This window comes from Azospirillum argentinense (assembly GCF_000632475.1).
GTDB lineage: Bacteria > Pseudomonadota > Alphaproteobacteria > Azospirillales > Azospirillaceae > Azospirillum > Azospirillum baldaniorum.
The window spans coordinates 1,457,781-1,478,198 of record NZ_CP007794.1; the positions used below are offsets into that span (position 1 = coordinate 1,457,781).

At 69.1% G+C, this 20,418-nt stretch carries 20 protein-coding genes; 6 read left to right on the top strand and 14 right to left on the bottom strand.

Annotated elements, in window-relative coordinates:
* The first annotated feature begins 2 nt into the window (after positions 1 to 2).
* Complete coding sequence (locus ABAZ39_RS20725; protein ID WP_051658304.1) at positions 3 to 1,697, top strand: methyl-accepting chemotaxis protein; 1,695 nt, start codon at positions 3 to 5, stop codon at positions 1,695 to 1,697.
* A 199-nt stretch (positions 1,698 to 1,896) separates the two neighbouring features.
* On the top strand, positions 1,897 to 3,933 hold the full coding sequence (locus ABAZ39_RS20730) for an NAD(+) synthase (protein ID WP_040135725.1): 2,037 nt from the start codon (positions 1,897 to 1,899) through the stop codon (positions 3,931 to 3,933).
* Between the two features lie 5 nt (positions 3,934 to 3,938).
* Here ABAZ39_RS20730 and ABAZ39_RS20735 read toward each other — a convergent pair whose 3' ends face one another.
* The 3 genes from ABAZ39_RS20735 to ABAZ39_RS20745 form a co-directional block, all read right to left on the bottom strand.
* Positions 3,939 to 4,442 (bottom strand): hypothetical protein, encoded by a 504-nt coding sequence (locus tag ABAZ39_RS20735; protein WP_040134622.1) that lies wholly within the window; start codon positions 4,440 to 4,442, stop codon positions 3,939 to 3,941.
* Positions 4,439 to 5,932, bottom strand: coding sequence for a carbon-nitrogen hydrolase family protein (locus ABAZ39_RS20740; protein WP_040134623.1), 1,494 nt, complete (start codon positions 5,930 to 5,932; stop codon positions 4,439 to 4,441). The genes ABAZ39_RS20735 and ABAZ39_RS20740 overlap by 4 nt, the downstream gene beginning before the upstream one ends.
* 252 nt (positions 5,933 to 6,184) lie before the next feature.
* On the bottom strand, positions 6,185 to 7,375 hold the full coding sequence (locus ABAZ39_RS20745; RefSeq protein WP_051658305.1) for an OpgC family protein: 1,191 nt from the start codon (positions 7,373 to 7,375) through the stop codon (positions 6,185 to 6,187).
* A gap of 181 nt (positions 7,376 to 7,556) precedes the next feature.
* Between ABAZ39_RS20745 and ABAZ39_RS20750 the strand changes: the two genes are divergently transcribed.
* Positions 7,557 to 8,312, top strand: a complete 756-nt coding sequence (locus ABAZ39_RS20750; RefSeq protein ID WP_081863186.1) for an SGNH/GDSL hydrolase family protein — start codon at positions 7,557 to 7,559, stop codon at positions 8,310 to 8,312.
* Positions 8,313 to 8,373: 61 nt separating this feature from the next.
* Here ABAZ39_RS20750 and ABAZ39_RS20755 read toward each other — a convergent pair whose 3' ends face one another.
* From ABAZ39_RS20755 to ABAZ39_RS20775, 5 genes are all read right to left on the bottom strand, one after another.
* The gene (locus tag ABAZ39_RS20755; protein ID WP_040134624.1) at positions 8,374 to 9,108 is read right to left on the bottom strand and encodes an amino acid ABC transporter ATP-binding protein; all 735 of its coding nucleotides are present in this window, start codon (positions 9,106 to 9,108) and stop codon (positions 8,374 to 8,376) included.
* Positions 9,086 to 9,745, bottom strand: coding sequence for an amino acid ABC transporter permease (locus tag ABAZ39_RS20760; protein ID WP_040134625.1), 660 nt, complete (start codon positions 9,743 to 9,745; stop codon positions 9,086 to 9,088). Before ABAZ39_RS20760 ends, ABAZ39_RS20755 begins: the two co-directional genes overlap by 23 nt.
* Positions 9,742 to 10,413, bottom strand: a complete 672-nt coding sequence (locus ABAZ39_RS20765) for an amino acid ABC transporter permease (RefSeq protein WP_040134626.1) — start codon at positions 10,411 to 10,413, stop codon at positions 9,742 to 9,744. Before ABAZ39_RS20765 ends, ABAZ39_RS20760 begins: the two co-directional genes overlap by 4 nt.
* Before the next feature lie 79 nt (positions 10,414 to 10,492).
* The gene (locus ABAZ39_RS20770) at positions 10,493 to 11,284 is read right to left on the bottom strand and encodes a transporter substrate-binding domain-containing protein (RefSeq protein ID WP_040134627.1); all 792 of its coding nucleotides are present in this window, start codon (positions 11,282 to 11,284) and stop codon (positions 10,493 to 10,495) included.
* A gap of 62 nt (positions 11,285 to 11,346) precedes the next feature.
* On the bottom strand, positions 11,347 to 12,024 hold the full coding sequence (locus tag ABAZ39_RS20775; RefSeq protein WP_040134628.1) for a GntR family transcriptional regulator: 678 nt from the start codon (positions 12,022 to 12,024) through the stop codon (positions 11,347 to 11,349).
* A 267-nt stretch (positions 12,025 to 12,291) separates the two neighbouring features.
* On the opposite strand from ABAZ39_RS20775, the gene ABAZ39_RS20780 reads away from it, so the two are divergent.
* Genes ABAZ39_RS20780 through ABAZ39_RS20790 form a run of 3 tightly spaced genes read left to right on the top strand, consistent with a single transcriptional unit; the run spans position 12,292 to position 14,839 of the window.
* Positions 12,292 to 13,083 carry an SDR family NAD(P)-dependent oxidoreductase gene (locus ABAZ39_RS20780; protein ID WP_040134629.1) on the top strand — a complete coding sequence of 264 codons (792 nt, stop codon included), beginning with the start codon at positions 12,292 to 12,294 and terminating at the stop codon, positions 13,081 to 13,083.
* Between the two features lie 50 nt (positions 13,084 to 13,133).
* On the top strand, positions 13,134 to 14,306 hold the full coding sequence (locus ABAZ39_RS20785) for a zinc-dependent alcohol dehydrogenase (RefSeq protein ID WP_014197886.1): 1,173 nt from the start codon (positions 13,134 to 13,136) through the stop codon (positions 14,304 to 14,306).
* Positions 14,307 to 14,320: 14 nt separating this feature from the next.
* Entirely contained in the window at positions 14,321 to 14,839 is a 519-nt protein-coding gene (locus ABAZ39_RS20790) for a hypothetical protein (RefSeq protein WP_040134630.1), read from the top strand.
* Positions 14,840 to 14,983: 144 nt separating this feature from the next.
* Here ABAZ39_RS20790 and ABAZ39_RS20795 read toward each other — a convergent pair whose 3' ends face one another.
* From ABAZ39_RS20795 to ABAZ39_RS20820, 6 genes are all read right to left on the bottom strand, one after another.
* On the bottom strand, positions 14,984 to 15,187 hold the full coding sequence (locus tag ABAZ39_RS20795) for a YbdD/YjiX family protein (protein WP_014197888.1): 204 nt from the start codon (positions 15,185 to 15,187) through the stop codon (positions 14,984 to 14,986).
* Positions 15,188 to 15,253: 66 nt separating this feature from the next.
* Positions 15,254 to 17,320 (bottom strand): carbon starvation CstA family protein, encoded by a 2,067-nt coding sequence (locus ABAZ39_RS20800; protein ID WP_040134631.1) that lies wholly within the window; start codon positions 17,318 to 17,320, stop codon positions 15,254 to 15,256.
* Positions 17,321 to 17,464: 144 nt separating this feature from the next.
* Positions 17,465 to 17,752, bottom strand: coding sequence for a DUF3325 domain-containing protein (locus tag ABAZ39_RS20805; protein ID WP_040134632.1), 288 nt, complete (start codon positions 17,750 to 17,752; stop codon positions 17,465 to 17,467).
* A gap of 2 nt (positions 17,753 to 17,754) precedes the next feature.
* A complete protein-coding gene (locus ABAZ39_RS20810; protein WP_051658410.1) occupies positions 17,755 to 19,338 on the bottom strand; it encodes a PepSY-associated TM helix domain-containing protein in 1,584 nt (527 codons plus the stop codon).
* A 64-nt stretch (positions 19,339 to 19,402) separates the two neighbouring features.
* Positions 19,403 to 19,684: a DUF3649 domain-containing protein gene (locus ABAZ39_RS20815; protein ID WP_014197892.1), complete on the bottom strand. Its 282-nt coding sequence runs from the start codon at positions 19,682 to 19,684 to the stop codon at positions 19,403 to 19,405.
* Entirely contained in the window at positions 19,681 to 20,409 is a 729-nt protein-coding gene (locus tag ABAZ39_RS20820) for a cobalt ABC transporter substrate-binding protein (RefSeq protein ID WP_040134634.1), read from the bottom strand. The genes ABAZ39_RS20815 and ABAZ39_RS20820 overlap by 4 nt, the downstream gene beginning before the upstream one ends.
* Positions 20,410 to 20,418: the final 9 nt, after the last annotated feature.

Below are 20,418 nucleotides of genomic sequence, written 5' to 3' on the forward strand. Positions count from 1 at the left end.
ACATGCAGTTGAAGAATGTGCGCATCGCCGGGAAGATTCTCGGCATCGTCGTGGTGCTGGGCGCCGTTTCGGTGTCCACCGCCCTGGTCAGCGGCTACGGCCTCGCCACGCTCGGCGGAGAGCTGAACCGGGTCGAGGAGGCGGGGCGCGAGGCGACGCAGGGCGCCCGTCTGAACCGCTATCTGGTCGAGCTGAGCCGCGCCGAGTACCAGATGGGCGCCAACCCGGCCAGCGTCGCCACCATCGAGGCCGTCGTCGCCGACCGCAAGACCGAGGTCCGCGCCCATCTGGAGCACGCCCGCTCCGCCGCCGACGCGCAGCAGCGTCCCCTGCTGGACGGCATCGAGACGCAGTACGCCGCCTATCTCAGCAGCCTGGACGCCACGGTGGCGGCGGCGAAGAAGCACGCCGACATGGGCATCACCTACGCCCGGCGCGAGGTGCTGAACAACGTGTCCGGCAGCCAGGAGCAGGTGGAGGCGCTGATCCGCGCCGTCCAGGACTACAACGGCCTCACCGTCGCCAAGACGGCGCGGATCTCCGAGGAGGCGGAAGCGCTGGCCGACCGGACCACATGGCTGATCGCCGCAGTGGCCCTGCTCGGCATCCTCGCCAGTGGGCTGATCGGGCGCTGGCTGTCGGCGCGCGGCATCGTCACCCCCATCGTCGAGGCGGTGTCCTGCCTGCGCCGTCTGTCCGGCGGCGACCTGACCGTGGTCATCAGCGGCGCCGACCGCCGCGACGAGGTCGGCGACATCGCGCGGGCGCTCGCCGTCTTCAAGGACAACGCGCTCGACCGCCAGCGCATCCAGGCGGAGCAGGAGGCCGAGGCCCGGCACAAGCTCGACCGCGCCGAGGCGGTCGGCGCGACGATCCTGCGCTTCGACCGCGAGGTCGGCGAGGCCCTGCACGTCATGAAGGACGCCGCCGCCGCGCTGGAGGCCACCGCCAACTCCCTGTCCGCCGGGGCGGAGCAGGCGTCGGAACGGATGACCGTCGTGGGTGCGGCCGCCGAGCAGACCGCCGCCAACGTCCAGACGGTCGCCGCCGCGACGGAGGAGATGACCTCCACCGTGCAGGAGGTGTCCCGCCAGATGAACGAGGCGCGCGGCTTCGCCGACGAGGCGTCGCGGCAGGCCCAGCAAGCCCAGGAGCGCGTCGGCGCCCTGACCGAGTCCGGCCAGCGCATCAATGAGGTGATCGACCTCATCCAGGGCATCGCCAGCCAGACCAACCTGCTGGCGCTGAACGCCACCATCGAGGCCGCCCGCGCCGGGGAGGCCGGCAAGGGCTTCGCCGTGGTGGCGAGCGAGGTCAAGCAGCTCGCCAACCAGACGGCGCAGGCAACCGACGAGATCCGCGGTCAGGTCGGCGCCATGCAGGAGACCATCGGCGGCGCCGTGTCGGCCATCCAGACGATCGCCACGGTGATCTTCCGCCTGAACGAGATGGCGACCGCCGTCGCCGCCGCGGTCGAGCAGCAGGGCGCGGCCACCGCCGAGATCGGCCGCAACGCCGTCCAGGCGGCGCAGGGCACGGCGGAGGTGACGGGAACCATCGGCACGCTGCGCGTCGCCTCGGAATCGACGGCCGCCGGATCGGCGCAGGTCCTGCAATCCGCCCGCGAGGTGGCCGGGCGCGCCGTGGCCCTCAAGGGCAGCGTCGACGCCTTCATCGCCGAGGTGAAGACCGCCTGATCCCTCCCCCAATCCATCGGCCATAACCAATCGGCCCTGAGCAATGGGCCATGATCAATGGGTTGAGCGCCGCGCCGGCAACCGCCAGAATGCGGCGGGCGAGACGACCGGCGGCCTCCGCTGGTTTCTCTCTTGCGTGCATTACCGCAGGACCGGTTGGGAGAGGATCACGATGACGGTTGACGGCGCGGCTCGGACCATGAGCTTTGGATCACTCTACCGCCATGGGATGGCCCGGGTTGCCGCCTGCACGACGCCCTGCACGATCGCCGACCCCATGGCGAACGCCGCGGCGGTGCTGGACAGCGTGCGGGAGTGCGACGACCAGGCGGTCGCCGTCGCGCTGTTCCCCGAACTGGCGCTGTCCGGCTACGCCATCGACGACCTGTTCCTTCAGGATTGTCTGCTCGACGCCGTGGAGAAGGCCGTCGCCCATCTGGTGGAGCGGTCGCGCGATCTGATGCCGCTGATCCTCGTCGGCGCGCCGCTGCGCCACGCCGGCCGCGTCTACAACACGGCGGTCGCCGTGCATCGCGGCCGGCTGCTGGGCGTGGTGCCCAAGGTCCATCTTCCCAATTACCGGGAATTCTACGAGCGCCGCCATTTCGCCTCCGGCGCCGGCACCGAGGGCGGGACGATCCGCATCGGCGCCCACGACGCCCCCTTCGGCCCCGACCTGCTGTTCGCGGCAGAGGATCTGGACGGTCTGGTGGTCCATGCCGAGGTCTGCGAGGATCTCTGGGTCGCCGTCCCGCCCAGCTCCGAGGCGGCGCTGGCCGGGGCGACGGTGCTGGCGAACCTGTCGGCCAGCAACATCACCATCGGCAAGGCGGAGACCCGCCGCCTGCTCTGCAAGTCGCAATCGGCGCGCTGCATCGCCGCCTATCTGTATTCCTCCGCCGGGGCCGGGGAATCGACCACCGATCTAGCCTGGGACGGGCAGGCGTCGATCTTCGAGAACGGCGAGACGCTGGTCGAGACCGAGCGCTTTCCCAAGGGCGCCCAGATGGCCGTCGCCGATGTCGACCTCGACGTGCTGCGCCAGGAACGGCTGCGCATGGGCACCTTCGACGACAACCGCCGCTCGCACGGAACGGCCTTCCGGCGGGTCGGCTTCCGCGTCGATCCGCCCGGCGGGGACATCGGGCTGCGCCGCAACGTGCCCCGCTTCCCCTTCGTCCCGGCGGCGCGGGAGCGTCTGGAGCTCGACTGCTACGAGGCCTACAACATCCAGGTCGCCGGGCTGGTCCAGCGGTTGCGGGCCACCGGCATGCCGCGCATCGTGATCGGCGTGTCGGGCGGGCTGGATTCCACCCACGCCCTGATCGTCGCCGCCCGCGCCATGGACCTGCTCGACCGGCCGCGCACCGACATCCTCGCCTTCACGATGCCGGGCTTCGGCACCAGCGACAAGACCAAGGGCAACGCGCTTCGCCTGATGAGCGCGCTCGGCGTGTCGCACCATGAACTCGACATCCGCCCCGCCGCCAACCAGATGCTCAAGGACATGGACCACCCCTTCGCCCGTGGCGAGGCGGTGTACGACGTGACCTTCGAGAACGTCCAGGCGGGTCTGCGCACCGACTACCTGTTCCGCCTCGCCAACCAGCGCGGCGGCATCGTGCTGGGCACCGGCGACCTGTCGGAGCTGGCGCTGGGCTGGTGCACCTACGGCGTCGGCGACCAGATGGCCCATTACAACGTCAATTCGGGCGTCCCGAAGTCGCTGATCCAGCATCTGATCCGCTGGGTGATCGGCTCCCGCCAGTTTCCGGACGAGGTTTTGGGCACGCTGGGCGACATCCTGGCGACCGAGATTTCGCCCGAACTGGTCCCCGCCGGCAGCGACCGCGCCCTGCAGAGTTCGGAGGCCGTCGTCGGCCCCTACGAGCTTCAGGACTTTCACCTGTTCCACACGCTGCGCTATGGCCTGCGCCCGTCGAAGATCGCCTTCCTCGCCCTGCACGCCTGGTCCGATCCGGCGCGCGGCGACTGGCCGGCGGGCTATCCGGTGGAGAAGCGCAGCGCCTACACGCTGGCCGAAATCCATTCCTGGCTGCGCGTCTTCATCCAGCGCTTCTTCGGCTTCAGCCAGTTCAAGCGCTCGGCCATGCCCAACGGGCCGAAGGTGACCGCGGGCGGCTCGCTGTCGCCGCGCGGCGACTGGCGCGCCCCGTCCGACGGCAACGCCCGCATCTGGCTGGAGGAGCTGGAGCGCGAGGTGCCGAAGGAGTAGCCGCCCTACCCCGCGTCGCCGGTCCGTTCGTTCATCACCAATCGCCCGGCCGGCCAGGAGCGGACCAGCCCGGCGGCGCGCAGTTCCGGCAGGGCGCGGGCCACAGCATCGTGCGACAGGCCCGTCGCCTCGACCAGCGCCGGCCCTGATTTCGCTCCGTCCGCCAGGGCGCGCAGCACCGCCGCAGTCGGCGTTCCGGCCCGGGCGAGCGCCGCCTCGCTGCGGGCGGGCCGATTTGCCCGGCCGGCGGCGAGCAGCGCGGCGATGGCGCGGAGTTGCCCCAGCCGATGCATCGCCTCGGGGCTGCGGTCCTTGCGCAGCACCAGCGCCGTGTGGCAGCGGGCGACCTCCCGAGCCAGGGTGGCGAGGTCGGCGGTGCGATCCTGAACGAGGCACAGGGCCGCTTCCTCGGCGAGGGTGTCCAGGTCCGCGTCGGCCTCATCCCAGCGGCCGGCCTCGACGGCGACCCGGATGTCGTCGGCCAATGCCCGATGCGCCTCCCCGCTCATGGACAGCCCTCCGTGTTCAGCTCCGGCCAGCGTTGCGGTTCCCAGCGCGCCGCAACCCAGCCGGGCTCCGGCGCGTCGATGGGAAGCGACAGCCGACGGATGCGCGAACTCTGCGCCGGGTCGGCGCGCGGCTGGAAGAACAGCGCCACCCCGCAATCGGTGATGCGCTTGTCCTCCTCCCCGTCGGCGTCACAGACACGGTTGAAGCGGTGCGAGAAGGACATGCTGTTCGCCACCACCACCCGGCACGACCCGGCGCGGGAGGACTCGTCGCCGGCCTGGGCCTGCCACCGCTCCTCCGTCAGGTCGGCGTCCATCACCGGGGTGACGATCCAGTCCAGCAGCTTGGCCCGGCACAGCCACGCCGCCGGTTTCTCGCGCCCGAGATCCTCGCAGATCATCACCGCCAGCCGGCCCATGTTGGGCAGCTCGACGATGGTGACGCCGTCCCCCGGCGCGATGAACTCCTTCGCCGCGTCGAGCAGCCGCCCATCCGGGCCGCGCACGTCGTAGGAACGGCACTGGTCGGCGTCGAGGTCCCAGCAGTGCAGCTTGGTCTGACGGAAAATTTCGGCCCCCGTCCGGTCGAGCAGGACCGCGGTGCTGCGCGGCTTGGCATCTCCCTCCCCCTCCTGGCGGACGCCGACGAGGACGTAGCGGATCGGGCCGTTCACGGCCTGCCGCCGCACCGCCGCCTGGATGGCGCCGAGCGTCGCGGGATCGGCGGTCACCTCGGGAAAGACGACGATGGTCGTCCCTTCGGCGGCCAGCGCGTCGATGGCCGACGCCGCGCGGGCGCCGAGATCGCCAGGGACGGCGGCGTACCAGTCCGCGCCGTCCTTAGAAAAGGTCCGCAGGGCGAGGTCGTCCTCGGCCAGGGCGAGCGGGACGACCCCGACGATGGGCGCCCAATCGGGATCGCCGGGGCACTGGTCGGCGACCTCGGCAACGGGGTGGAAGGCCAGCGCAACGGGTCGTTCGCCGTCCTCGCCGTGGGGGCACTCCGCCGCGAGGGTCGGCGGCAGCAGGAGCAGGGTGTGGAACAGGTCGGCCACGTCGAAGGACTCGCGCAGGGGCGTGACCTCCCGGATGTTCACCGAGCGGTCGAACAAGCCCGGCCGCAGGATGAGCTGACCGTCGGCAGCGTCGCCGTTGAGACACCCGTGCCGCTTGTACCATTGCCGCGCCCGCAGATGACCATCGGACAGAGCGCGTCGCGACAGGTGGCGCGAGGCCAGCGGCGCGAACCATTGGTCGATGGCCTGGGCCGCCAGCACACACCGGTCCAGCGGCGTCCCCTCGCCGGACGTATCGACCCAAGACTTGAGCGCATCGGCGCCGCCGTCGGCCTCCAACAGCGCCATCAGCCGGCGCAGCACACCGCCCGCATCGTCCGGTGCGAATTCCAGGCGCAGCGCGGCGCGTTCGGTCTCCTTCGGGTCTCGATCCAGTTGGCGCCGCAGCGCAACGAACAGATCAGCCAGATGCATGCCTTCAACCACGCGAAGCGACGGGATGGAGCGGGTGCTATCGACATCCCCTCTCCCCTCTGGGGAGAGGGTTAGGGTGAGGGGGTTGCGCTTGTGCCGGACATACCGCCATGCGCATCCCCCTCACCGGCCCTCCGGGCCACCCTCTCCCCGGAGGGGAGAGGGCTAAGTCACCTGAGGCTAAGTCACCTCAAGCACCCACGCCCATCCTGTTGAACAGCATAGTGGCGGCTTGGTTTCGCGGTTACGTTGTCAGGTAATGGCGCGCCGGACCTCCGCACGCCCCGACGCCGGCACGGCGACGCGCCCATGCAGCCACGCCGGAAGCGCCAGGCTGGCGACCGCCAGGACCGTGATGCCCGTCTTGCCCAAGACGCCCACCGGCCGCACCGCCTCGTCGATCAGCACGATCCCGTAGGCGAGCACGACATGGTACGCATAGACCTGCAGCGAATGGCCGCCGAGATAGCGCAGGAAGCGCAACAGGAAGAGCCGTTGCAGGGCCTGTCCCGCCCAGCGTGCGGCGGGGGACGCAGCCTCGACGCCGGCGGACAGCAGCCACGTCACCAGGAAGGCCAGCGCCGCGAAATTCACCAGGAAGATCAGGCTGAACTCGGTGCGGTCGTGCAGGCTCCAGAAGCGCGCCGCCATGTCCTCCGGCACGAGGTCGAAGGTGAAGGCCAGCCGCCACGCCATGAAGGCGAGCACGACATACAGCGCGATCCGGGCGAGCAGCGTGCGGTCCGGGGCCAGCCAGGGGCGCAGGTCGATCCGCTCCGCCGCCATCAGCGTGCCGATCACCAGCCCGGTCACGAACACGATCTGCCACGCCAGCGGGTTGAAATGCCCGCGCAGCGCGAAGTCCGGGATGACCGAGCCGGCCAACGCCTCCAGCGAGGCGGCCAGCGGCAGATGCAAGCCGAACTGCACCGCCGCCCACAGGGCGAAGCTTCCCGCGATGACCTCCCCGCCCTTGCCCGCGAGCGTCAGGCGGATCAACAGCGGCGACGCCGCGAGGTACAGCATGTATTGCGGCAGGATGTCCATCAGCGCCGGCTGGTGCAGCAGGAGCAGGACCGCCGGCAGCGCCGGGCCGAGCGCGCTGCCCAGTTGCGACTCCCAGCCGCTGCGCGCGCCGGGGATCAGCAGCGCCATCGCGACGACGGCGGCGAAGACCGCCACTGTGTACAGGTAAAGCTGCCAGACGCGGGCGCGCAGGCGCTTCCCGGCCTCCTCGTCCCGCCCGGCGGCGTAGAGGCGGCCGTAATAGAGCCCGACGATCAGCCCGGAGATGAGGATGAAGCCCTGCGCGTCCTCGACGAAGGCGAGTTGGTTGTGATTGACCAGGGCAACCGGATTTCCCCCGTCGAACCAGATGTGGTTCACCAGCATGAACACGAGGAAATAGCCGCGCAGGCCATCCAGAAGATGGTGCCTGGTCATAACGCGTCCCCCACCTATTCGTCCGTATTCCGAATACAGACGAGCCCGGCAAAGCATCCCTTTTGACGAGGAACGAAATGGGGTTAGCCGCCCCCTCGCTTAGCGATGCATTAACCATGATCGCCTGACCATGGCTCTCAGACAGCGTGCCTCGACGAGGCGAACCAGGGGAGCGTGGCTCATGACGGGACGGGTGCTTGGCGGAGTGTTGGCCGCTTGGGTTTTGTGGAGCGGTGCTGCCGCCGCGTCGGCGCTGTGCCCGGTCCCGCCCGGTGCCGATTCAGCCGCCGCCGGACTGACGCACAGCCGGGCCGCGCTGGCCGCCGGACACCCGCTGACGGTCGTCGCGATGGGGTCGTCCAGCACGGAGGGCGTCGGGGCCACCACCATCACCGCCACCTACCCCGCCCAGCTCGACGCCATTTTGGAGCAGCGTCACGCCGCCTCGGCCATCCAGGTCCTGAACAAGGGCATCGGCGGCGAGACGGCGGGAGCCAACCTCGTCCGCTTCGACAAGGATGTGCTGGCCGCCAAGCCGGACCTCGTGGTCTGGCAGGTCGGGACCAACGACAGCTTCCAGAAGGTGCCGCTCGACGCCTTCGCCGCCACCCTGCGCGACGGCATCGCCCGCATCCGCAAGACCGGCGCGGACGTCATCCTGATGAACCCGCAGTCCTTCCCCGGCGAGGCCAAGGTCGAGTCCTATCCCGCCTACGCGTCCACCGTGGTGGCACTCGGCCGCGAACTCGACGTGCCGGTGCTCGACCGTTACCGCATCATGGCGTGGTGGCTGGAGAGCCGGCACTTCGCCGCCGATCAGGTGCTGAGCACCGACGGCCTGCACCTGAAGGATCTCAGCTACCGCTGTCTGGCGGAGTTCGTCGCCGACATGATCGACACCCCGCGGGTGGTCAGCGAGAAGACCGCGGCGCGCTGAGCCCCCATCATCCGTTCCGGGAAGGGGCGCCGGTGGTCATGACACCGGCGCCCTTTTGCTGTCAGACGACCAGTTGCGCGCCCAGGAACTGCCGGAGTTCCGGGGTGCGGGGGTTGCCGAAGACCTCCTCGGGCGGCCCGATCTCGTGCACGCGGCCCTGGTGCATGAAGACCACCCGGTCGCAGACCTCGCGGGCGAAGCGCATCTCGTGGGTCACCATCATCAGCGTCATGCCGTCGGCGGCCAGCTCCTTCACCACCGCCAGCACCTCGTTCACCAGTTCCGGGTCCAGCGCGGAGGTGATCTCGTCGCACAGCAGGGCCATCGGCTGCATCGACAGCGCCCGCGCTATGGCGACCCGCTGCTGCTGCCCGCCGGAGAGCTGGTCGGGGTAGGCGTCGAACTTGTGGCCCAGCCCGACCCGCTCCAGCATGCGGCGGGCCATCGCTTCCGCCTCGCCCGCGGGCGTCTTCTTGACGACCATCTGTGACAGCATGACGTTGCGCCCCGCCGACAGGTGCGGGAACAGGTTGAACTGCTGGAAGATCATGCCGACCTTCAGCCGCAGCGCCTTCAGGTGGAGGTCGTCGTTGATGAGCTGGGCGCCGGCCACCATGATCGAGCCGTCGTCGATCATCTCCAGCCCGTTGACGCAGCGCAGAAGCGTGCTCTTGCCCGAGCCGCTCTTGCCGATGATGGCGACGACCTCGCCGCGCTCGACGTCCAGGTTGATCCCCTTCAGGACCTCGACGTCGCCGAAGCGCTTCTTCACCTCAGTGATTGCGATGAGCGACATTGAGCTTCCTTTCCAGAATCTGGCTGCTCTTGGACAGGGGCCAGCACAGCGCGAAGTAGATCAGGGCGACCAGCCCGTAGACGGTGAAGGGTTCGAAGGTCGCGTTTGTGACGACCGTGCCGGCCTTGGACAGCTCCACGAAGCCGATGATCGAGGTCAGCGCCGTGCCCTTCACCACCTGCACGGAGAAGCCGACGGTGGGCGGGACGGCGACGCGCACCGCCTGGGGCAGGATCACGTAGCGCATCTGCTGGACGTAGCCCATGCCGAGGCTGGCCGAAGCCTCCCACTGGCCGCGGGCGACCGATTCCACGCAGCCGCGCCAAATCTCCACGAGGAAGGCCGCCGTCCACAGGACCAGCGCCAGCCCGGCGGCCAGCCAGGCCGGCACGTCGATGCCGAACAGGCCGAGCCCGAAGAAGGCGAGGAAGAGCTGCATCAGCAGCGGCGTGCCCTGGAACAGCTCGACGTAGCCCTGGACGAACATTTGCCCGGCCCGCGCCTTGCCGATGCGCAGGTAGAGCAGCGCCATCCCCAGGAGCCCGCCGCCGATGAAGGAGACGAGCGAGAGGACCACCGTCCAGCGCGCCGCCAGCAGCAGGTTGCGCAGGATGTCCCACAGGGTGAAGGTCATCATCGCGCGGCCCTCCGCGGGAACAGCATCCGCCCGACGCCGCGCAGTGCCTGCCGCAGGGCCAGCGCCAGCAGCAGGTAGAGGCCGGTGGTCAGGAAATAGCTCTCGAATGCGCGGAAGGTCCGCGACTGGATGAAGTTGGCGGCGAAGGTGATGTCCTCCGCCGCGATCTGCGACACCACCGCCGAGCCGAGCATGACGATGACGATCTGCGACGACAGCGCCGGCCAGATCCGTTGCAGGGACGGGATCAGCACGACGTGGCGGAAGGTCTCGAACCGCGTCATGGCGAGGCTGGCCCCGGCCTCGAACTGGCCGCGCGGGGTCGCCTCGATGCCGGCACGGATGATCTCGCCGCTGTAGGCGCCGAGGTTGATGACCATCGCCAGCACCGCCGCCTGGAACTCGGTCATCTGCACGCCCAGCGACGGCAGGCCGAAGAAGATGAAGAAGAGCTGGATCAGGAAGGGCGTGTTGCGGATCAGCTCGACATAGGCGACGACCGGCGGGCGCAGCCAGCGCGGCCCGAGCGACCGCGTCCAGGCGCAGGCGATGCCCAGCGCCACCCCGAACAGCGTGCCGATCAGGGTCAGTTCGACCGTCGTCACCAGCCCCTTCAGGATGACGGGCCAGTATTCGGCGATCCACGAATAATCGAAGCGGTAGGTCATGCGGCCCTCCGGTCAGCCCCCCGTACGCCGGGGCGCCGTGGGGGCCGAAGCCACCCGCGGCGCCCCGGCCCCATCGTCTTCAGAGGTCCTTCGGCAGGTCGGCGGACAGCCACTTCTGCGCGATGGCGTTCAGCGAGCCGTCGGTCTTGGCCGCCGCCAGGATGGCATTCAGCTTCTCCAGCAGGGCCGGCTGCTCCTTGCTCAGGCCGATGTAGCAGGGGGAGTTCTTGATGAGGAACTTCAGCTCCGGCCGCTTCGGCGGGTTGCGGGCGAGGATCGCCGCCGCCACCACGTTGCCGGTCGCCACCACCTCGACCTGACCGGACAGGAAGGCGGAGATGGTGCCGTTGTTGTCCTCGTAGCGCTTGATGACCGCGTCGGCCGGGGCGATCTTGGTCAGCTCCAGATCCTCGATGGCGCCGCGGGTCACGCCGACGGTCTTGCCGGCCAGATCCTCCGGCTTCGCGGCGGTGACGCCGGCCGGGGCGAAGACGCCGTTGAAGAAGGGCGCGTAGGCGTCGGTGAAGTCGATGACCTTCTCGCGCTCGGCGTTCTTGCCGAGGCTGGAGATGACCAGATCGACCTTGTTGGTCTGCAGGAAGGGGATGCGGTTGGCGCTGGTCACCGGCACCAGTTCCACCTTCACGCCCATCTTGGCGCCGATCAGCTTGGCCACGTCGATGTCGTAGCCGAGCGGGGCCATGTCCGGGCCGACCGAACCGAAGGGCGGGAAGTCCTGCGGGACGGCGACGCGCAGCGTGCCGCGCTTCGTGATGTCCTGAAGGGCGTCGGCCCGCGCGGCCGGGGCCTGGGCGATGGAAAGGCCGGCGACGGCGGCGACGGCCAGGGCAAGCAGGGTCCTGCGCTTCATGTCTCTAACTCCTTTTTGGCTGGATGGGCCGGTTCTGGATGGAATGGGTTGCTTGAAAGGGTTCAGGCGGGGGCGCCGGGCGAGAGGATCTCGCGCAGGCCGGCCAGGGGATCGGGGGCGGCGGCGAGGTCGAGGCCGTCCTCGACGCGCCGGATGTGCTCGTCCATCAGCCGCGCCGCCCCGGCGTAGTCGCCGTCGGCCAGCAGCGTCACGATGCCGGCGTGGTCGTCGCTGGACGCCGCGGCGTCCTGGTCGGACTGGTAGAGCATCGAGACCAGCGTCGTGCGCGCGGTCAGGTCGCGCAGGATGTCGGTCAGGAAGGCGTTGCCGAAGGCGTGGGCGAGGTGGATGTGGAAGTCGCCGAGCAGGCAGGTGCGCGAGCCGACATGGCCGGTGTGCAGCGCCTCGCGCTCCTCCTCGACATGGGCGCGCAGGTGGGCGACGGCGTCTCCCGGAAGCGTGTGCAGATCGCGCAGCATCCCGGTCTCGATCACCCGCCGCGCCTGGAAGGCGGCCCGCGCCTCCGTCGCCGAGGGCTCGACGACGAACCAGCCGCGCCGGGCGCTCACATGGACGATGCCGCGCGTCTCCAGCCGCATCATCGCCTCGCGCACGCGGGTGCGGGACACGCCGTAGACCTCGGCCAGCTTCGCCTCGCCCAGCCGGGTGCCGGGCCGCAGCCGGCCGCCCAGGATGGCGGAGATCACGCTGTCTTCGATGCTGTCGGGAAGCTGGGTCATCAGGCTGCCGCACCAATCTTGTATACAAGACTGTTGAGCAAGCGGCGTGCCAACCGGAAAGGCGCGGAAACGCTGGGGTCCGACCCTTGTTGCGATCAAAAATTGGGCATGACGCCGACCTGATTAAGCCTTATGCACTTTTCTGCGGCATCGCTTCGTTGCGCTTGCCCCGGATGGCGGAGGACGGCGGCGGAGAAGGCGGAACCAACGCCTGCCATCTTCAGTTGGGCTGAGGGACTCTCCCGCTTCGCAAAGAGGACCGTTCCCATGGCTCGTGCAGCCACCCATTCCCTTGCCATCGTCACCGGTGCGTCCACCGGCATCGGCCTCGAACTCGCCAAGCAGTGCGCCCGGAACGGCTTCGACCTCCTGATCGCCGCCGACGATCCGGCCATCGAGGAGGCCGCCAGGGAACTCCGCTCCCTCGGTGTGCTGGTCGAAACGGTGCAGGCGGACCTCGCCACCCTCGACGGCGTCGACAAACTCTGCGCGGCGGTGAAAGGCCGGCCGGTCGACGCCCTGCTCGCCAACGCCGGCCACGGGCTGGGCCACGGCTTCCTCGACCAGGATTTCCAGGAGGCCCGCCACGTCATCGACACCAACATCACCGGTACGCTGTACCTGATCCAGACGATCGGCCGCGGCATGCGCGACCGCAAACAGGGCCGCATCCTGATCACCGGCTCGATCGCCGGCTTCATGCCCGGCACCTATCAGGCGGTCTACAACGGCACCAAGGCCTTCATCGACTCCTTCTCCTTCGCGCTGCGCCACGAGATCAAGGACTCCGGCGTGACCGTCACCTGCCTGATGCCCGGCGCCACCGACACCGAGTTCTTCGAGCGCGCCGGCATGGAGGACACCAAGATCGGCCAGGGCAAGAAGGACGACCCGGCGATGGTCGCCAAGGTCGGCTTCGACGCGATGATGCGCGGCGACGGCGACGTGGTGGCCGGCTGGAAGAACAAGCTGCAGACTGCCATGGCCGCCGTGACGCCCTCCGGCGTGCTGGCCGAGCAGCACCGCAAGCAGGCCGAACCCGGTTCCGGCCACCACTGACGCAAGGCACACCTGCCCCCTTCCCCAACACCCCTACGGAGGAGCCCCGCATGAAAGCCCTGGTCTGGCACGGCACCGCTGACGTCCGTTACGACACCGTCCCCGACCCGGAGATCGAGCAGCCCCGCGACGCCATCGTCAAGGTCACGTCCTGCGCCATCTGCGGTTCGGATCTGCACCTCTACGACCACTTCATGCCCGGCATGGAGAAGGGCGACATCCTGGGTCACGAGTTCATGGGCGAGGTCGTCGACGTCGGGGCCGAGGCCAAGAGCGCCCTGAAGGTCGGCGACCGCGTGGTCGTTCCCTTCACCATCTGGTGCGGCGAGTGCGACCAGTGCCGCCGCGGCAACTATTCGGTCTGCGAGCGCTCCAACCGCAACAAGGCGATGGCCGACAAGCTGTTCGGCCACACCACGGCCGGGCTGTTCGGCTACACCCACCTGACCGGCGGCTATCCCGGCGGGCAGGCGGAGTATGTGCGAGTCCCCTTCGCCGACCGCACCCATGTGAAGATCCCGGACGGGCTGACCGACGAGCAGGTGCTGTTCCTCGGCGACATCTTCCCCACCGGCTGGCAGGCGGCGGCGCAGTGCGACATCCAGCCGACCGACACGGTGGCGATCTGGGGCTGCGGCCCGGTCGGGCAGATGACGATCCGCAGCGCCATCCTGCTGGGCGCTAAGCAGGTCATCGCCATCGACCGCGTGCCCGAGCGCCTGTCCATGGCCAAGGCCGGCGGCGCCATCACCATCAATTTCGAGGAGGAAAGCGTCGTCGAGCGGCTGAACGAGCTGACCGGCGGCAAGGGTCCGGAAAAATGCATCGACGCCGTCGGCATGGAGGCGCACGCCACCGCCACGCTCGATTCCATGTACGACCGCGCCAAGCAGGCGCTGGCCCTGGAATCCGACCGCGCGCATGTGCTGCGCGAGATGATGTATGTCTGCCGCCCCGCCGGCACGCTGTCGATCCCCGGCGTCTATGGCGGGCTGATCGACAAGGTCCCCTTCGGCATGTCGATGAACAAGGGCCTGACCTGGCGCATGGGCCAGACCCACGTCAACCGCTGGACCGACGACCTGCTGCGCCGCATCCAGGAGGGCCAGATCGACCCGTCCTTCGTCATCACCCACACCGTAGGTCTGGCCGACGGGCCGGGCATGTACGAGACCTTCCGCGACAAGCGGGACGGCTGCATCAAGGTCGTTCTCAAGCCGTAACAGGGAGGCGCACCATGGCGTATTACCGACGGAACTCGTCCGCGGACCGGATGGCCCGTGGTTTGGGCTGGTTCAGCATCGGGCTGGGTGTGGCCGAACTGGTGGCCGGGCGCCGAATCGCCCGCTGGATGGGGATGGAGGAACAGGCCGGGCTGATCCGCTCCTACGGCGCGCGCGAGGTGGCGACCGGCGTCGGCTTGCTGGCGATGGGCGACGCCCGTCCCTGGATGTGGGGACGGATCGCCGGGGACGCGCTGGACCTCGCCACGCTGGCGTCGGCGCACCACGACGGCAACCCGCGCCGGGAGAACGTCGCCACGGCGCTGGGCGCGGTGGCGGCGATGACGGCGCTCGACGTGCTGTGCACGGCGATGCTGCACCGGGAGGAGGCGACGGCCTGGACGCCGCCCCGCGACTACAGCGACCGCAGTGGTCTGCCGCGCCCGCCCGCCGCCATGCGCGGCACCGCCAAGGACGCCCCGATCCCCGCCGACATGCGGACACCGGACATCCTGCGCTTTCAGCTGGCTTGAGCGGCTCGGTCATAGCCCTCTCCCCTCTGGGGAGAGGGTGGCCCGAAGGGCCGGTGAGGGGGTTGCGCGTGACGGTGCGTCCGGCAAAAGCGCAACCCCCTCACCCTAACCCTCTCCCCGGAGGGGAGAGGGGACAACATCCCCTCAACAACACCCCGCCTTGCCGGCGCCGTAACGGGCTTGCAGACGGTTGTCGAGGAACTCGGTGTAGGTCATTGCCGGCTGGTCGGGGTGCCGGGTCCGCATGTGCTCCAGATAGGTGTCGTAATCCGGCACTCCGATCATGAGCTTGGCCGTCTGCTCGAAATAACCGCGGAACCGGCTGAGGTTGCTTTTCAAGCCGCTCATCCGTCGTCCTTTTCCAATAGACCGTACCCTCACTCCCGAAGGGGTGAGGGTACGGTGTGCCCCAACTCAATCCCCGGCCCGCGCGGTGGCGCCGCCGGTCGGGATTTCCCGGGTGGTCGGGCGGTCGCTGCGCAGCGCCTTCAGGCAGGACAGGATGCCGAAGACCAGCACCGCCAGAACCACCAGAACGAACAGCGAGGCCAGCGCCGCGTCCAGGTAATCGTTGAAGATCACCTGCCGCATCTGCTCCATCGAGGTCGCCGGAGCGAGCAGCCGGCCCTCGTTGGCGGCGGTGCTGAACCGCTCGGCGTGGGCGAGGAAGCCGATCGCCGGGTTGCTGTGGAAGACCTTCTGCACGCCCGCGGTCAGGGTGCAGATCAGCAGCCACGCCGCCGGCACCATGGTCACCCAGGCGTAGCGCTCCCGCTTCATCCGGAACAGCACCACCGTCGCCAGGATCAGCGCGATCCCCGCCAGCATCTGGTTGGAGATGCCGAACAGCGGCCAGAAGGTGTTGATGCCACCCAGCGGATCGACCACCCCTTGGTAGAGGATGTAGCCCCAGGCGGCGACGCACAGGCCGGTGGCGATCAGGTTGCCGGCCCAGGACGCCGTGCGCTGCAACGGCTTGAAGAAGACGCCCAGCAGGTCCTGCAGCATGAACCGCCCGGCGCGGGTGCCGGCGTCGACGGCGGTCAGGATGAACAGGGCTTCGAACAGGATGGCGAAATGGTACCAGAAGGCCATCATGCCCTTGCCGCCGAACAGCTCGGAGAAGATCTGCGCCATGCCGACCGCCAGGGTCGGCGCGCCGCCGGCCCGCGACAGGATGCTCACCTCACCGACGTCCTGCGCCGTCTGGGTGATCATCTCCGGCGTGATGACGAAACCCCAGTTGTTGATGACCTGGGCCGCCGACTCCGCCGTGGTGCCGAGCAGCGCGGGCGGGCTGTTCATGGCAAAATAGATGCCCGGCTCGATGCAGGAGGCGGCGACCAGCGCCATGACGGCGACGAAGGACTCCGTCAGCATGCCGCCATAGCCGATGAAGCGGGTGTGAAGTTCGTTCTCCACCATCTTCGGCGTGGTGCCGGAGGAGATCAGGGCGTGGAAGCCCGACACCGCGCCGCAGGCGATGGTGATGAACAGGAACGGGAACAGGCTGCCCGACCACACAGGGCCGGTGCCGTCGATGAAGCGGGTGACGCTGGGCATCTTCATCGGCGGTGCGACGAGCAGGATGCACAGCGCCAGCATCACGATGGTGCCGACCTTGAGGAAGGTCGACAGGTAGTCGCGCGGGGCCAGCAGCAGCCACACCGGCAACACCGACGCCACGAAGCCGTAGCCGATCAGGATCCAGGTGATCTGCACGCCGGTCAGCGTGAAGACCGGCGCCCACGTCTCGCTCTGCGCGACCTGCCCGCCGAGCAGGATGGCGGCGATCAGCAGGAAGAAGCCGATGATGGAGATCTCGCCGATCCGGCCGGGGCGCAGGAAGCGCATGTAGATGCCCATGAACAGGGCGATCGGCACGGTGGCGGCGACCGTGAAGAAGCCCCACGGGCTGTTGGTCAGCGCCTTGACCACGACCAGGGCCAGCACCGCCAGGATGATGACCATGATCATGAAGGTGCCGAACAGCGCGATGACGCCGGGGATGTCCCCCAGCTCGGCCTTGATCAGCTCACCGAGCGACCGCCCGTCGCGGCGCATCGAGACGAACAGGATCATGAAGTCCTGAACCGCCCCGGCGACCACCACGCCGGCCAGAATCCACAGCATGCCCGGCAGATAGCCCATCTGGGCCGCCAGCACCGGGCCGACCAGCGGGCCGGCGCCGGCGATGGCCGCGAAGTGATGGCCGAACAGGACGTACTGGTTGGTCGGAACGTAGTCCAACCCGTCGTTGTGGCGCATCGCCGGAGTCGGGCGCGCCGGGTCCAGCCGCATGACGCGGGTGGCGATGAACAGGCTGTAGTAGCGGTAGGACACCAGATAAGTACAGACGGCGGCCACGACCAGCCAGAGGGCGTTGATGGTCTCGCCGCGCGCCAGGGCGACGGTGCCGAGCGCGAAGGCGCCCAGCACGGCGAGAACCAGCCACGGCGCGTGATTGAGGATGCGGGGCATGCGTACTCCTCCCAAACGATTCGCAATCGTTGAAAAGCACGATGAACCTGATGAAAACGATGGAGAATCATCCTCTCATCACGCCCGAACGGGAAGAGCAAACTCACCGGTCGCGACAAAATGGGTCAAAAATAAGGCGTACCCTCAATTTGGGCGGGCTGCCCACCGCCCTCGGACGATCAGCGCGCCATGGACGACTCCGGCGCCCAGGCTGGTGTGGCCGCTGAACATGACGAGGCCGAGTCCCCAGCCCTGCCACGTCACGAGGAGGCCCAGCGCTCCCAGCAGGGAAGCCGCCCCGCCGACGCGCAGGGCGAGCGTCGCGGGGCCCGGCAGGGACCGTCCGAACAGGTCATGCTGCGGACGGTCCATCGCGACGGCCAGCGCGGCGAACCCGGTCAGGCACAGGATGAAGGACGACAGGTGGATCATGCTCATCCCTCGCGCAGAACGGCGCCACCGGCCGGCTTATTAACGGATTCGCGGGCCGGCTTGCGGGCCGGCCGCGTCTTGGGTTGGTGGCGGAGCGTGCGGACCGCCAGGACGGCGTGGAGCGCCGCCAGCGCCCAGCACATCAGGTCCATGCCGATGAACACCCAATCGCCTTCAGCCAGGCTGCGCCACAGCGGCCGCTGCGTGGTCGCGGCGTTGAGCACGGGCAGCAGCGCCAGCAGCGCCGTGGCCAGCCACAGCTGCTCGATCCAGGCCTTCTTCGCGGGACGCAGCACGCCGTGCAGCAGAGTCAGCGCCCAGACGATGAAGAAGCTGTGGATCTCCCAGTTGGCGCGGTCCGCCAGGGTCTCCGGCAGCAGGCGGTTCGCCCACAGGAAGGCCGCCATGGCGACCGACAGGCCGGCGATGCTGGCGATGTTCAGCCGTTCCACGACGTGGAAGCCGGCATGGGGCCGGGCCGGATCGGGCAGCTTCTGCCGCCGCTTCACCGTCCACATCACCAGACCGGTGCCCACCATGGCGGTGCCGGCGAGGCTGACGAGGAAATACAGCCAGCGCGTCACCGAGTCGCTGAAGCGTCCCAGATGCAGGGCGTAGAGCACGCCGCGGGTCTCCGCCGCCGGCCCCACCCCTTCATGGACGGCCAGCAGTTTGCCGGTGGTCCCTTCGAATTCCAGATACTGCGGGCTCATCGAGACGCGCCCGCCGTCGCCACGCGCCACCGCCACCCGCGCCGCCGCGTCGCCGGGATGCGTGGCGGTGACCCGCCCGACGCCGTCGCGGCCCCAGCGCTCCTGGGCGTGGCGCACCATGTCCTCGATCGAGGCGAGCGGCGCCTTTTCGCCGCTGGGCTTGCCCGGCTGGATGAAGGCGCTGAGTTCGGCGTTCAGCTGCTGGCGATCCGCCGCGGTCTTGATCCCCGCCTGCTGGCCCCAGGGCATGTAGAGCGCCATCAGCGTCACCAGCCCCGTGTAGGTGATCATGGCGTGGAAGGGCAGCCCGAACACCGACAGCGCGTTGTGCGCGTCGAGCCAGGAGCGCTGCCCCTTGCCCCAGCGGAAGGTGAAGAAATCGACGAAGATCTTCTTGTGGGTGATGACCCCGCTGACGATGGCCACCAGCATGAACATGGCCGCGATTCCCGCGATCCAGCGCCCCCATACCACCGGCATGTAATGGAACTGGAAATGGAAGCGGTAGAAGAAGTCGCCGCCCAGCGTCGCGCGCGACGACACCGTCTGACCCGTCGCCGGGTCGAAATTGCCCTCGCCGAAACCGCGCTGGCCGGGGGCCGCCCCGGCGGTGCGCCAGAAGGCGTAGACGCTGTTGTTGCGGGCGTCCGGCAGGCGCAGGCTCCATTGCGGGCTGCCCGGCACCAGGGCGACGAGTTCGTCGGCCACCCGCTGGGCCACCTGGGCCTGATCCGGCACCCCGCTCTGCGCCGGCAGTTCGGGGCGCATCCATTGCGACAGCTCGTCCTTGAAGTAGGACACCGTCCCGGTGAGGAACATCGCGTAGAGCACCCAGCCGAGAAGCAGCCCGACCCACGTGTGCAGGTCGGACATGCTCTGGCGAAGGCCGCGGCCGTCGGGGCGCGCTTGCTGGTCCGTCGTCACGCTCGGCTCCCCATCACCAGACCGACCACGCCGCCAGCAACAGCGGCGCGGCCACGACAAGAAGGCCCGCCCAGGCGCGCAGCGCGCTGCGGACCGCGAAGACCCAGATCACGGCGGCGGCGTAGACGAGGAAACTCGCCATCTCGCCGGTGAGCACCGCCTGCGGCGTGCTCATGGGAAGCGCCAGCACCGCCACGCTGGCGAGTGCGGCCAGCGCATAGCCGCCGAACAGGGCGGCGGCTATGCGCGAGACGAGCGGGCCGACAGAGCGGACCCGTCCGGCCACGGAGGTCATTTGTTGGGCGTCGCCGCCGGGCCGGCGGGAACCGGCGCCAGACCCTCGGGGTGGACGTAGGTCACCGTGGTAACGTAGCTGACACCGTCATACTTCTCGGCGCCGTTGGCGCCCTGGCGCTCGCCGGGGGTGCGCTCGTTCAGGCTGACCTCGGCCACGTAGGTGCCCTTCCACGGCAGGTCGAAGGTGACCAGACCCTGCTCGTCGCTGTGCTCCTCCTTGGCCCAGCCGGACTGGGTGACCAGCATCACCTTGGTCTTGGCCTTGGGCTGGCCCTGGAAGACCAGCTTGAACTGGCCGGGCGTGCCGGTGGGCACCAGATCCAGCGTCAGCTTCGGCGCCTGCTCGGCGAAGCCGGTGATCAGGCGCGCGGCGGGGTGGAACCAGTTGGTGGTCTCCTTATCGCCCTGCTTCCACGTGTAGAGCGGGTAGAGCGTGTCCTCGGCGACGATGCTCTCGCCGTTGGCGGCCTTGAAGGGCAGCGCGAAGCCGTCCGCGGTCTTGGCGGCCTCGGCCTTCTGCTCGCCCTTGGCGGAGAGGAGGGTGCCGGCCGGCTTGCCGAACTTGTCGAGCAGGCCGGGCGAGACCTCACGCAGATTCTCGCCGAACTCCCCGAAGCGGATCGTGGCGTTGCCCTGGTCGGGCTGCTCGATCCAGATCTGGTGGGCCTGGGCGGGCATGGCGAAGCCCAGCGCGGCGATGAAGGCAAGCGACAGTTTGTTCATGACGAAATC